At 68.8% G+C, this 10,894-nt stretch carries 14 protein-coding genes and 2 pseudogenes; 9 read left to right on the top strand and 7 right to left on the bottom strand.

What is annotated here, in order from left to right; all coding sequences use genetic code 11:
- Positions 1–431: pseudogene (locus VF662_RS00695) on the bottom strand (hypothetical protein); the annotation flags it as partial.
- A gap of 112 nt (positions 432–543) precedes the next feature.
- On the opposite strand from VF662_RS00695, the gene VF662_RS00690 reads away from it, so the two are divergent.
- The 8 genes from VF662_RS00690 (at position 544) to VF662_RS00655 (ending at position 5,980) form a co-directional block, all read left to right on the top strand.
- Positions 544–1,044: a pyridoxamine 5'-phosphate oxidase family protein gene (locus VF662_RS00690; protein WP_464136486.1), complete on the top strand. Its 501-nt coding sequence runs from the start codon at positions 544–546 to the stop codon at positions 1,042–1,044.
- On the top strand, positions 1,037–1,243 hold the full coding sequence (locus VF662_RS00685; protein WP_464136483.1) for a hypervirulence associated TUDOR domain-containing protein: 207 nt from the start codon (positions 1,037–1,039) through the stop codon (positions 1,241–1,243). The genes VF662_RS00690 and VF662_RS00685 overlap by 8 nt, the downstream gene beginning before the upstream one ends.
- Positions 1,244–1,286: 43 nt before the next feature.
- Positions 1,287–2,330 carry a mannose-1-phosphate guanylyltransferase gene (locus VF662_RS00680; protein WP_464136480.1) on the top strand — a complete coding sequence of 348 codons (1,044 nt, stop codon included), beginning with the start codon at positions 1,287–1,289 and terminating at the stop codon, positions 2,328–2,330.
- A gap of 136 nt (positions 2,331–2,466) precedes the next feature.
- Positions 2,467–3,231, top strand: coding sequence for a hypothetical protein (locus tag VF662_RS00675; RefSeq protein ID WP_464136478.1), 765 nt, complete (start codon positions 2,467–2,469; stop codon positions 3,229–3,231).
- 62 nt (positions 3,232–3,293) lie between these two features.
- The gene (locus VF662_RS00670) at positions 3,294–3,914 is read left to right on the top strand and encodes a PRC-barrel domain-containing protein (protein ID WP_464136475.1); all 621 of its coding nucleotides are present in this window, start codon (positions 3,294–3,296) and stop codon (positions 3,912–3,914) included.
- Between the two features lie 71 nt (positions 3,915–3,985).
- Positions 3,986–4,684, top strand: coding sequence for a hypothetical protein (locus VF662_RS00665; protein WP_464136473.1), 699 nt, complete (start codon positions 3,986–3,988; stop codon positions 4,682–4,684).
- A gap of 137 nt (positions 4,685–4,821) precedes the next feature.
- Entirely contained in the window at positions 4,822–5,046 is a 225-nt protein-coding gene (locus tag VF662_RS00660; protein WP_464136469.1) for a hypothetical protein, read from the top strand.
- Between the two features lie 61 nt (positions 5,047–5,107).
- Complete coding sequence (locus tag VF662_RS00655; protein ID WP_464136467.1) at positions 5,108–5,980, top strand: alpha/beta hydrolase; 873 nt, start codon at positions 5,108–5,110, stop codon at positions 5,978–5,980.
- On the opposite strand, the gene VF662_RS00650 is transcribed toward VF662_RS00655, so the two are convergent.
- The 4 genes from VF662_RS00650 to VF662_RS00635 all read right to left on the bottom strand — a co-directional run bounded on the left by VF662_RS00650 (position 5,952) and on the right by VF662_RS00635 (position 9,152).
- A complete protein-coding gene (locus tag VF662_RS00650) occupies positions 5,952–6,101 on the bottom strand; it encodes a hypothetical protein (protein ID WP_464136464.1) in 150 nt (49 codons plus the stop codon). The genes VF662_RS00655 and VF662_RS00650 overlap by 29 nt on opposite strands.
- A gap of 133 nt (positions 6,102–6,234) precedes the next feature.
- Positions 6,235–7,551, bottom strand: a complete 1,317-nt coding sequence (locus tag VF662_RS00645; RefSeq protein ID WP_464136462.1) for an amidohydrolase — start codon at positions 7,549–7,551, stop codon at positions 6,235–6,237.
- Positions 7,552–7,562: 11 nt separating this feature from the next.
- Positions 7,563–8,201 (bottom strand): DUF4893 domain-containing protein, encoded by a 639-nt coding sequence (locus VF662_RS00640; RefSeq protein WP_464136460.1) that lies wholly within the window; start codon positions 8,199–8,201, stop codon positions 7,563–7,565.
- A 195-nt stretch (positions 8,202–8,396) separates the two neighbouring features.
- The gene (locus VF662_RS00635; protein WP_464136458.1) at positions 8,397–9,152 is read right to left on the bottom strand and encodes a 3-hydroxybutyrate dehydrogenase; all 756 of its coding nucleotides are present in this window, start codon (positions 9,150–9,152) and stop codon (positions 8,397–8,399) included.
- Positions 9,153–9,259: 107 nt separating this feature from the next.
- Here VF662_RS00635 and ypfJ point away from each other — a divergent pair, with 107 nt between their 5' ends.
- Positions 9,260–10,147 carry a KPN_02809 family neutral zinc metallopeptidase gene (gene ypfJ / locus VF662_RS00630; protein WP_464136454.1) on the top strand — a complete coding sequence of 296 codons (888 nt, stop codon included), beginning with the start codon at positions 9,260–9,262 and terminating at the stop codon, positions 10,145–10,147.
- Between the two features lie 20 nt (positions 10,148–10,167).
- Here ypfJ and VF662_RS00625 read toward each other — a convergent pair whose 3' ends face one another.
- Complete coding sequence (locus VF662_RS00625) at positions 10,168–10,545, bottom strand: hypothetical protein (RefSeq protein WP_464136451.1); 378 nt, start codon at positions 10,543–10,545, stop codon at positions 10,168–10,170.
- 75 nt (positions 10,546–10,620) lie between these two features.
- Positions 10,621–10,894 (bottom strand): annotated as a pseudogene (locus tag VF662_RS00620) (TonB-dependent siderophore receptor); the annotation flags it as partial.

Here is a 10,894-nt window from a genome sequence, read left to right as displayed (position 1 = left end):
GCCCGCCGCACCGCCTGGGCGAGATCGAGGTTACGCTCGTTGCCGGGGAGGCCGTGGAGGAGGAGCATGGTCGGCTTCCGCCCGTCGCCGGACGCAAGGAAGAACAGGGCGTTCATCTCGGCGGGCCGCCCCAGCTCCGGCCGAACGGGGCCCGAGGGGATGAGCAGCTGCCGGTTCCGGGCGGGATATTTCTCGTCGCGCGGCGGATCGGCGATCACCGCCATCAGCGCCGGCTGACCGGCGAACGTCAGGCCCTCCCGCGAAGCGTCGATCGCCGGACGTTCGATCCTCGAGCCGGTGATGCCCCGCTCCTGATCGCCCTCCGCGGCCGGCTCTTCATACTTTTCGTCGATCACCATCACATCGCCCTTCGGCCGCACGTTCGAGGTGCAGGCGGCGAGCAGCAGGCAGGCGGCAATCAGTGTCTTCATGGGCGGTCCCCCTCCGAAGGCGCCACCCTACGGCACGAAGGCCATGTCGGGAACAGCCGCCGCCGCTCCCGCTTTCTTGTTGCGATCCATTTTTCGCGAACAGGAGCAGCATATGTTTGGCAGCGGCAGCAGCACGGACGACGTTGGGCACGTCTGGGACCTCATGGAGAAGATCGGCTTCTGCATGCTCTCGAGCCGGGACGGCGAGGAAATCCGCTCGCGGCCGATGGCGGCCTTTGTCGAGCGGGAGGAGGGGAAGGTCTACTTCCTCACCGACAAGGACAGCTACAAGGACGAGGAGATCGCGGCGGGCCCGCATGTGAACCTCGCCTTCGCCGATGCGGGCTCTCACTCCTACGTCTCGGTGACCGCGCGCGCGGCGCTTTCGAACGACCGGGAGAAGATCCGCGACCTTTTCAACGTGCCCGCCAAGGCCTGGTGGGAAAGCCCCGAGGATCCGGCGATCCGGCTGCTCGTCGTGACTCCCAACGACGCGCAATATTGGGACAGCCCAGGCAAGATCCGCGCGTACATCAGGATGGCCGCCGCGGCGGTTTCCTCGGCCCGGCCCGCGATGGGGGACAACGCCAAAGTCGAGATGAGCAATGGCTGACGGGCTGAAGGCGGGCGACAAGGTTAGCTGGAAGAGCCACGGCGGCGAAGCGCACGGGCATGTCGTGAAGAAGCAGACCTCCGAGACGCAGATCAAGGGCCACAAGGTCGCCGCTTCGAAGGAGAACCCGCAGTATATCGTCGAGACGGACGAGGGTAAGCGCGCGGCGCACAAGCCGGAGGTGCTGACGAAGGAGTGACGGCGCGCTAGGCGGGCGCGGGCGCGGCTGCTAGCGTTCGGCCATGGGCATCAGGGGCGTCACTCCAGTCATCCTTTCCGGCGGCGCGGGAACGCGGCTGTGGCCGCTGTCGGTGCCGGAGCGCCCAAAGCAGCTGATCGCGCTCACCGGCGAGCGGACGATGCTGCAGATGACGGCGGCGCGGGTCGAGGCGGCGCCGATCGTGGTCGCGGGCGAAGCGCATGCGGCCGAGGTGGAGCGGCAGCTCGCCGGGATCGGCATCGCGCCGGCCGCGCTGGTGATCGAGCCGGCGGCGCGGAACACGGCTCCCGCAATCGCGCTGGCTGCGCTTCTGGCGCCGGCGGACGTGCCGATGCTGGTGATGCCCAGCGACCATCTGATCGGCGACGTCGAGGCGTTCGGCGCGGCGGTCGAGGCGGCGCTTCCGGCGGCCGGGGAGGGGTGGCTGGTGACGTTCGGGATCAGGCCCGAGCGGCCGGAGACGGGCTACGGCTATGTCGAGCTCGGCGAGGAGATCGGCCCGGGCCTCCACCGGGTCGCCCGCTTCCGCGAGAAGCCGGATGCGGCCACCGCCCTCGCCTATGTGACGGAGGGACGGCACCTGTGGAACGGTGGCATCTTCCTGTTCCGCCCGGACGCGTTCCTGAGCGCGCTCGAAGCGCATGCGCCGGACGTGCTGGCGGCGGCGCGGGCTGCGACGGCGGAGCGGCGCGAGGAGGGCCGATGCATCTATCCCGGCGCGGCCGCCTTTGCCGGTTCGCCCTCCATCTCGGTCGACTATGCGGTGATGGAAAAAGCGGAGCGGATCGCGGTCGCGCCGGTATCGATGGACTGGTCGGACCTCGGCAGCTGGGACGCGCTCTACGAGGCCGCGGCCAAGGACGGGGACGGCAACGCCCTTGCCGGAGAGGCGCTGGCGATCGGCAGCGGCGGCTGCCTGATCCGAAGCGACGGTCCGGTCGTGGCAGCGGTGGGGGTGAACGACCTCGTCATCGTCGCCACAAAAGGCGCGGTGCTCGTCCTGCCCCGCGGGCAGAGCCAGCGGGTGCGGGAGGCGGTGGACGCGCTGAAGCCCAAGGAGGCTTGAGACCCGCTCCTGCCGATGCGCCGAGGGGCGTCGGCGCCGCGATGATTCCATTGGGTGCGCGGAACGGGGGTCCTTGCTGATCCGTTCTGACCGGCACGGGCCCGTTGGCCCGCGGTTCAGCACATGGAGAGGTCTGATGGCAGACGATGGGTATCGCGGCGGCGGCGACGACGGCGGCTGGCGCGGCGAGCGCGGGCGCGCGCGCAGCAACTCGATCTTCGGAGACGATGACCGCGATCGCGAGCGCTACCGCGGCGGCAGCGGCAGCGGCGGCGGCGGTGGGGACCGCGGCTTCTTCGAACGGGCGGGCGAGGAAGTCCGCTCCTGGTTCGGCGGCGAGGATGACGATCGCGGCCGGCGGCAAAGCCAAGGCGGCGGATACCGTCAGAGCCATTATGGAAGCCAGCACGGCTATGGCGGCTTCCAGGGGGATTATGGCGGTGGCGGAGGCCAGGGCGGCTTCGGCGGCCAGGGCGACTATGCCGGCGGCCGGCAGAGCTTCAGCGGCGGCGGACAAAGCAGCGACCGGTTCAGCGGCCCCGAGCACGAACATTATCGCAGCTGGCGCGAGCGGCAGATCGCCGAGCTCGACCGCGATTATGAGGAATATTGCCGCGAGCGCGGGCAGCAATTCCACAACGACTTCCACGGCTGGCGGCAGAGCCGGCAGAGCGGCCAGAGCGGGCTCGGCAGCAGCGCAAGCACCGGCAGCTCCGGCCTCAACGGGGCCGGCGGCATGACGAGCGGCGGGATCGCCGATGCAGGCGGCAGCGGCAGCACTTCCTCGTCCTTGACCGGTGCTTTGCTCGGCGGCGGCAACGAGACGGGCGGCGGCGGAGACGCCGGCGGCGAGGCGGGCGCCGAGAGCGCCGGCACCGGTTCGGGCCGCTCCCGGACCTGACGAGATGGGGCGGAGCTCAACCGGCTCCGCCCCACCCCAGTAAGCTTAGCAGGAGACGTGACATGGCAGATTATCGCTACGGGGACAGCTACAGCCGGGGCCGCGACGATTATGGCCCGGAGGGTTCGCGCCATCGCGATTATGGCCGCGGGGACCGTGACGGCGATCGCCGGGACGAGCGCAGCATCTTCAGCCTCCGGGGCTCCCGAGGCGGGCACCGCGACGAGGAGCGCGGCGGATACGGCCTCCGCGGCGGCAGCGAGGATCGCGGCCGCCCGCGCTGGAACCGCGACAACGACCGCGGCTACGGACCGGACGATCATCGCGCCGGCCTGCCGACCGATGAAACCGGCCACCTGATCGCTTCGAACAAGGTCGAAGGCACCGCGGTCTACGGCCGCGACGGCGAGCGGCTCGGAAGCATCTACAATTTCATGGTCGATAAGTTTTCGGGCAAGGTCGAATATGCGGTGATGGCCTATGGCGGGATGATGGGCCTCGGCGAACGTTACTATCCGCTGCCCTGGCGGGCGCTGAGCTACGACACCCGTGCCGGCGGCTACCGGATCGGCATGAGCCGCCACGACCTCAAGAGCGCGCCCAGCTTCGACCGCGCCACCGAGCCCCGCTTCGACCGCCAATATGGCGACCGGGTGCACGATTATTACGGCCTGGATTACTGAGCCCGGGATCGAAGGCGGGAACGGCAGCGGCGCCCTTCGACACTCGCGGTTCCGGGAGGTAAGTGCCGGGCATGACGCTTCATCCAATTCATGCCGGACTTGCGATCTGGCTGCTTCTCCTCCTGTGGCGGCTCGGCAGGGGCGTGCGGTCGGGCGAGTACCCGCCCGGCGGCTTCGGCTACAGGCGCGACGGCCAGCCGGTGGAATATTGGCTTGCCCTGCTGTTCGAAGTCGGCCTTGCCCTGGCGCTGCTCTGGTGGGCCTACGGGTTGGCGGCGCGAGGGTGGAACTCGGGCGCCGTAGCGCCGCTTTTGCTGCTTGTCGGGACGGCATCCCTGGTCTTGCTGCTTCGTGCCCTTTGGATCGGCTCGACGAGGCTCCGGAACGACAGGATCGACCGCCGGGCGCGGCCTCGTCTCTTCTGGAGCCTGATGGCGATCCAGCTCGCTTTGACGGGTGGCGTATTCTGGCTTGCGCTGTCGCCGGCGGGGCCGGAGCGGGAGCAGCGGCGGGAGGTCTATGCGGTCGCCAAGGCGGTCCGCGCGAGCAGCCCCGAAGCGCGAAATGCCGAGTTCAGCCGCGTGAGAATGGATGCGCGGAGCCGGCGCGTGTGCGGCGAATTCAGGTCGGGCGGCGCGACCCGGCGGTTCTTCGGCAGTCAGGCGAGTGGCAATGTGACCGCAGTGATCGAGGATCGAAGCCTTTCTGGGTTCGAGGACGCGTATCGCCGCGCATGCGGGAGCGGCTGGATCATGCCGCAGGCGGGCTGATAGCCCGTCTGGCGCACCGATTTCGTGCCAGATGAACTAAGCTACGGATTTACGAACATATTTTGCATCTTCTTGAAGGTGGGGGCCGTATCTTCCCGGTGCCTCCCCTTGGGCGGCGTTCGCGTGCAGAGGTGCCCATGCCGTCGAAGCGAGGAACAGGGAGGAAGTCCGTAGGGCGCTTCGGCAGCCGCGACGAACTCACGTGCCATGTCTGGGCGATGCAGCGGCAGCAGGTATTCCCGAACGTGAAGGCGATCGCCGCCGCCTGCGGAGTGACCGCCGAAGCCGTGAAGATCATCATCGAGACCGAGGAAGGGCTCGAGGATTATCTGAGGAAAGGATGCCCGACGGGTGCCGGCTGAGGCTCTTTTTCGCCGCCCGGCGGCTCCGGCGCCTTGCATGCCCGCTTCGGCATCCTTTCTCATGGCCATGCTCGTCTCCGCTCTCCTCGCCGCCTGCTCGCCGCTGCGCACGTTCAATTCGGTCGTGCCGAAGGACAAGGGCGGCCAGCTGCTGGTTAGGGGCGAAGCCTATGGCGCGCACCCGCGCCAGCAGCTCGACATGTACGGGCCTCGGCAGCGGGCGCGTGGAGGCGAGCCGCTTCCGATCATCGTCTTCTTCTACGGCGGCTCGTGGCGGACGGGCACGCGCGAGGGCTATGGCTTTGCGGGGCGGGCGCTGGCGGCGAACGGATTCCTCGTGGCCGTTCCCGATTACCGGCTGGTGCCGGAGGTGCGATTCCCCGCCTTCCTCGAGGACGGCGCGGCCGCGGTGCGGTGGGTGCGGGCCAATGCGGCGCGGCTCGGCGGAGATCCGTCGCGGATCGTGCTCGTCGGCCATTCGGCGGGCGCCTACAATGCGGCGATGATCGCGCTCGACCCGCGCTGGCTCGGGGACGAGCGCGCGGCGGTGAAGGGGCTGGTCGGGCTTGCCGGGCCTTACGACTTCCTGCCGCTCGACGGGCCGGTCACCCGCGCGGCGTTCGGAGGCGCGGCGGACCTTCCGGGAACGCAGCCGATCAACTTCGCTTCGAAGGGCGACCCACCGTCATTGCTCCTGCACGGCGCGCGCGACACGCTCGTCTACACGCGCAACAGCCGCGAGCTGGCGCGGCGGCTCGGCGCGGCCGGCGTCGATGCGCGGGTGAAGCTCTATCCGGAGCTCGGCCATGTCGGGATCGTCACCGCGCTTGCCCGGCCGCTGCGGGGGCGGGCGCCGGTGCTCCGGGACATCGTCGCCTTCGCGCGCGAAGTGACGGGCGCGGCGCCTAGGCCGCCGGAGCGGAGCGCTTCCTGAAGCCGAGCCAACCGGCGATGCCGCCGCGCCTGACGGCGCGCGGTTCGGAAAGGAGCTCGTCCACCTGCCGCTGAAGGAAGTGCGACTGGCTCAGCACGAGAATGTGCGAAATCTCTGTCATTGGAACCTCTGGAGCCGGACAGCCCAACAGCCCGTGCTCGAGGCGGCCATTTGGTGAGGCCTGCGCCCGATTCAAATGCAAAGACGCTGGCGGCGGGTGCAGTTTGTGCAACTGCACCCGTTGCGGAGTTTGATCAGCTCTTCTTCAACACGCCCAGTGCCGCGGCGACCATCGCTTCGGCGGCGGTGGAGATGGTGCGTTCGGCGTCGGGGGCCCAGAACGGGCTGTGCAGGGAGGGGAGCTTGGCGGGATCGCCGGCGGCCTTGTCCCATTGCGCCTGGGGAACGCCGCCGACCCAGAAGATCAGGCTTTCGATGCTCTTGTCGGCAAGGTGGAAGCGGCTGAAATCCTCGCCGCCCATCACTGCCGCGACCTTGCGCACCCGCGCCTCGCCGAAGCGCTGGGTGAACAGCGCCGCGGTGTCGGCGGTGAGCTTCTCGGTGTTGAAGGTGGCGGGCGTATATTCACCCTCGCGGACCGTCACGACCGGCATCCGGTTCTCCGGCATCCCGGCGGCGATCGCCTCGCCGCGGGCGATGCGCCTGATGCCGTCGAGCAGGAGCTTCCGGGTCTCGTCCGTATAGCTTCGGACGGTGAGCAGCAGCTTCGCCTCGTCCGAGATGATGTTGTGCTTGGCGCCGGCGTGGAAGCTGCCGACCGTCACCACCGCGGGGTCCTGCGGATTGGCCTCGCGGCTGACCAAAGTCTGCAGCGCGGTGACGATCCGGGCGGCAAGAACGATGGGATCCTTCGTCGTATGCGGATAGGCGCCGTGGCCGCCGACGCCGGGGACGCTGATGTCGACGCTGTCGACATTGGCAAGCGCGGGTCCGACCGCATAGCCGATCGTGCCGGCGGGAAGCCCGGCGCTGTCGTGGAAGGCGACGGCGTGGGTGGGCTTCGGGAAGCGGGTGTAGAGGCCGTCATCGAGCATCGCCTTGGCGCCGACTCCGATCTCTTCGCCCGGCTGGGCGATCATCACCAGGGTGCCGGACCATTGGTTCTTCATCGCGGCAAGGCGGCGGGCGGCGGCGACCCAGGCCGTCGTGTGCGTGTCGTGGCCGCAGGCGTGCATGACGCCGCTCTCGACGCCGGCGAGGCTGGTCGCGCGGACCTTGCTCGCGAAGGGGAGGCCGGTCTGCTCGACGACCGGGAGCCCGTCCATGTCGGCGCGGACCAGGAGCACCGGGCCGGGGCCGTTCTTCATCACCGCGACGACGCCGGTCTTGCCGACGCCGGTGGTGACGTCGAAGCCGAGCTTCTTCACCTCCGCGGCAAGGCGGGCGGCGGTTTTTACCTCCTGCATGCTGAGCTCGGGGGCGGCATGGAGCTCGCGGTAGAGCGTCATCAGCGAAGGCATGTCGTTTGCGACTGCATCCCGGACCGCGTCGGCATGAGCGGGAGCGGCTGCGGTGGCGGCGAGGAGGAGGGCGGCAAGCCTGGCTTTCATGGGTGAGTTCCTCAAGGTGCGGAGCCGGCGGGGACGAGCTCCAGAATGTCGGTCATCGATTCGAAATGCGGGCGGGGGAAGACGAGGCGCCAGCGCCGCTCGCCGATCCGCTCGACGATGCCGGCCATGTCGCGTTCCCGATCGCGGCCATATTCGAGCGCCCGGGTCTCGTCGCCGAGCTGCAGCGTGCCGAGGAAGATCATGCGCTCGCCGGCGGTCGGAAGAACGTAGCCGATCGGCCGCTGCGAGCCGGTGAGCTTTGCGAACGAGATGAGCCCGTCCTCGCGGCGGACGCGGCAGTCGAAGGCGGGATAGGCGACGTAATCGAGCATGCCCTGTCGCTGGCCGCCGATCTTGATCGTGCGGCAGCGATAGACGCCGTCGGGAAAATCCTGCCATTCCGCAGCCGCGTCGGGCTGGAGCAGCGCACCCTCGCGGGCGATGACCGTGCCGAAGCCCGCCGCCTGGGCCCTGCGGAGCGCCTCGACCCAGGCCGAGCGCCAGTCGCGGATCCGCGCGCGGTCGTCCTCGGTAGCGATCGAACGCCAGTCCGGCGGAGCGGCCGCGGCGGACTGTGGATGGGCTTCGTGGCTACGCGAACAGCCGGCCAGCGCCAGCGCGGAGCAGAGAGCGAGACAAGCCCTTATCATCAGTGGATTCTCTCCCGTTGCAGCGGACATGCAACAGGGAATGCTCCGCGACAAGCGCTTGTATGGCGGGCTTCGCGTCGCGGCAAAGCCGCGCCGTCGGACGGGCTCGGCTGGCGCCGCCCCGCCGTCCGTGCCCGCGCCGTCTCTTCGCGCAGCGCATGAGTTGCTGCGCATCCCCTGCGCTACGCTGGGCGGCTAGGCAGCCGTCCACCCGCCGTCCATGGAGAGGTTCGCGCCGGTGATCGCGGAAGCTTCATCCCGGCAGAGGAACAGCGCGAGCGCCGCGACCTGATCGACGGTCACGAACTTCTTGGTGGGCTGGGCGGCGAGGAGGACGTCGTTCATCACCTGCTCGCGGGTGAGGCCCCGCGCCTTCATCGTGTCGGGGATCTGATTCTCGACGAGCGGCGTCCAGACGTAGCCGGGGCTGATGCAATTGACCGTGACGCCGCTGGTCGCGGTTTCGAGCGCGACCGCCTTGGTGAGGCCGGCGATGCCGTGCTTGGCGGCGACATAGGGCGCCTTGTTGGGGCTCGCGACGAGGCTGTGGGCGGACGCGGTGTTGATGATCCGGCCCCAGCCCTTCCTCTTCATCGCCGGGAGCGCCAGCCGGGTGGTGTGGAAGGCGGCGCTGAGATTGAGCGCGATGATGAGGTCCCATTTGTCGACCGGGAACTGGTCGATCGGCGCGACGTGCTGCATGCCGGCATTGTTGACGAGGATGTCGATGGGGCCGGCCTCCGCCATCATCGCCTCGATCTGGTCGGGCTTGGTCAGGTCGGCGGCGGAGTGGGCGGCGCCGAGCTCGTCGGTCAGCCGCTCGATCTCCGTCGCATCGCCGAAGCCGTTCAGGACGATCCGGGCGCCCTCCGCTGCAAGGACCCGGGCGACGGCGAGGCCGATGCCGGAGGTGGAGCCGGTGACGAGCGCGGTCTTGCCGTTGAGGAACATGGTATCTCCCGGATGCGAGGTCTGCGCTTCTTTTGGCGGCGGAGCGGCCTTTTGCAACCGCCGCGCCTCCCTGCGCATTGTCCCGGCGGCGTAGATGGAGTGAAAAGATGCGGCTCGACGACTACCGGATGAGCGACAATGTTAGCGACCAGCGCGGCCAGAGTTTCGGCGGCGGCGGATTCGGCGGTGGCGGCGGCATTTTCGGGCTGCTTTTCGGGCTTGTGCTAAGCCGCTTCGGCATCGGCGGCGTCGTCGTGCTCGGGCTGCTCTATTTCCTGTTCGCAGGAGGCGGCATGCTTGGCACCGGCGGCGGCACCGGCGTTGCGCCGCATCAGGCGACCGGCGGAAAAACCGCGCAGCAAGCTTGTACCGTCGATGCGGAAAGCCGCTTCTCCTGTCAGGTGCTTGCAAGCACGGAAGACACCTGGAGCCAGATTTTCCAGGAGCGAGGGCAGCGTTACACGCCGGCCAGCTTCACATTCTACGGCGGGCGCGGGAAATCGGGCTGCGGCGCGGCCCAGTCGGCGATGGGACCGTTCTATTGCCCGACAGATAACAGCATCTATCTCGACACCAGCTTCTACAGCGAGCTCCGAAGCCGCTTTGGCGCAGCGGGCGATTTCGCCCAAGCCTATGTGATCGCCCACGAAGTGGGACATCACATTCAATACCTCACCGGCGCTTTGGAACGCGCAAGCTCGCTGCAGGCTCGTGCCTCCACGGCTGAAGCCAACCGGGTGCAGGTTGGTGTGGAGCTTCAAGCCGATTGCTACGCCGGTGTTTGGGCGGCCCGGAACCGCAACCGGTTAGAACCGGGCGACGTGGAAGAAGGCATGCGCGCCGCGGAGGCGATCGGCGACGACACGCTCCAGCGGCAGAGCCAGGGGCGGGTGGTGCCGGAGAGCTTCACCCATGGCACCTCAGCCCAGCGCATGGCGGCGCTTCGGAAGGGGCTGGAGACAGGCGATCCCGCCGCCTGCCAGAATCTCGGCTGACGCGAACGCCCCCGGCCCGCTCAGCGCGCGGCCTGGCGCCTCTTCAATATCTGGCAGTCGAACGACGGATTGCTAACGTCGCCGGCGCAGACCGGCAGCTGGCCAAGATGAGGAGCTGCGGACAGCAGCCCCGCGCCGTTCAGCAAGGCGCCTTCGGCCGTGCCGTCTTCGACGATGCGGCGCTGCGTGTTCCGCTGCTTGCGCCCCGCCCCTTGCATCTCGACTGCTCCCGACATGGCCGAGCCGAACAGCGCGCCGCGCACCTGGTCCTGCGACCGGCCCGGGCGGGACAGGTGCGAGGGCGTGCCGATCGCTCCGTGCATCGACTGCGCCGCAGCGATCGAAGGCTGGCTGGCGGCCACCAGAATTGCGCCCGCGAACAGCCATTTTCCAGTCATGCCCGAGCTCCCTGAATCCCACGCCGCGCAAATCCTAAGGCCTCGCCCGGGCCCGTGCAATCTTGCAGCCCCGGCCTAGAAGTTGAAGCGCAGGGTCGCTCGGGCGGTCGTCGGAGCGCCCGGAGCGATGTTGTTGTCGTTGTGGGCGGTCGGGAAATAGTCGCGGCCGAAGAGGTTCTCGACGTTGATCTGCGCCTCGATGCCGCGGGCGATCTCGTAATAAGCGGCGGCGTCGACGCGGACGTAGCCGGGCAGGGTCACCGCGTTGCTGATCGAGGCATAGGCCTTGGAGCGGGCGACGATACCGAGGCCGAGGCCGAGCTTCTTCGTGAAATCGTAGCGGTTCCAG

It is taken from the genome of Allosphingosinicella sp. (assembly GCF_036387215.1).
In the GTDB taxonomy this organism is placed as follows: domain Bacteria; phylum Pseudomonadota; class Alphaproteobacteria; order Sphingomonadales; family Sphingomonadaceae; genus Allosphingosinicella.
Note: the sequence above shows the minus strand (reverse complement) of the source record. Positions and strands in the feature narration are given on the sequence as shown.

Excerpts from the sequence above, each read along its gene's own strand:
- VF662_RS00690 (WP_464136486.1), top strand. The coding sequence starts at position 544 with ATGTTTGGCAGCGGCAGCAGCACGGACGACGTTGGGCACGTCTGGGAC.
- VF662_RS00685 (WP_464136483.1), top strand. The coding sequence starts at position 1,037 with ATGGCTGACGGGCTGAAGGCGGGCGACAAGGTTAGCTGGAAGAGCCAC.
- VF662_RS00680 (WP_464136480.1), top strand. The coding sequence starts at position 1,287 with ATGGGCATCAGGGGCGTCACTCCAGTCATCCTTTCCGGCGGCGCGGGA.
- VF662_RS00675 (WP_464136478.1), top strand. The coding sequence starts at position 2,467 with ATGGCAGACGATGGGTATCGCGGCGGCGGCGACGACGGCGGCTGGCGC.
- VF662_RS00670 (WP_464136475.1), top strand. The coding sequence starts at position 3,294 with ATGGCAGATTATCGCTACGGGGACAGCTACAGCCGGGGCCGCGACGAT.
- VF662_RS00665 (WP_464136473.1), top strand. The coding sequence starts at position 3,986 with ATGACGCTTCATCCAATTCATGCCGGACTTGCGATCTGGCTGCTTCTC.
- VF662_RS00660 (WP_464136469.1), top strand. The coding sequence starts at position 4,822 with ATGCCGTCGAAGCGAGGAACAGGGAGGAAGTCCGTAGGGCGCTTCGGC.
- VF662_RS00655 (WP_464136467.1), top strand. The coding sequence starts at position 5,108 with ATGGCCATGCTCGTCTCCGCTCTCCTCGCCGCCTGCTCGCCGCTGCGC.
- VF662_RS00650 (WP_464136464.1), bottom strand. The coding sequence starts at position 6,101 with ATGACAGAGATTTCGCACATTCTCGTGCTGAGCCAGTCGCACTTCCTT.
- VF662_RS00645 (WP_464136462.1), bottom strand. The coding sequence starts at position 7,551 with ATGAAAGCCAGGCTTGCCGCCCTCCTCCTCGCCGCCACCGCAGCCGCT.
- VF662_RS00640 (WP_464136460.1), bottom strand. The coding sequence starts at position 8,201 with ATGATAAGGGCTTGTCTCGCTCTCTGCTCCGCGCTGGCGCTGGCCGGC.
- VF662_RS00635 (WP_464136458.1), bottom strand. The coding sequence starts at position 9,152 with ATGTTCCTCAACGGCAAGACCGCGCTCGTCACCGGCTCCACCTCCGGC.
- ypfJ (WP_464136454.1), top strand. The coding sequence starts at position 9,260 with ATGCGGCTCGACGACTACCGGATGAGCGACAATGTTAGCGACCAGCGC.
- VF662_RS00625 (WP_464136451.1), bottom strand. The coding sequence starts at position 10,545 with ATGACTGGAAAATGGCTGTTCGCGGGCGCAATTCTGGTGGCCGCCAGC.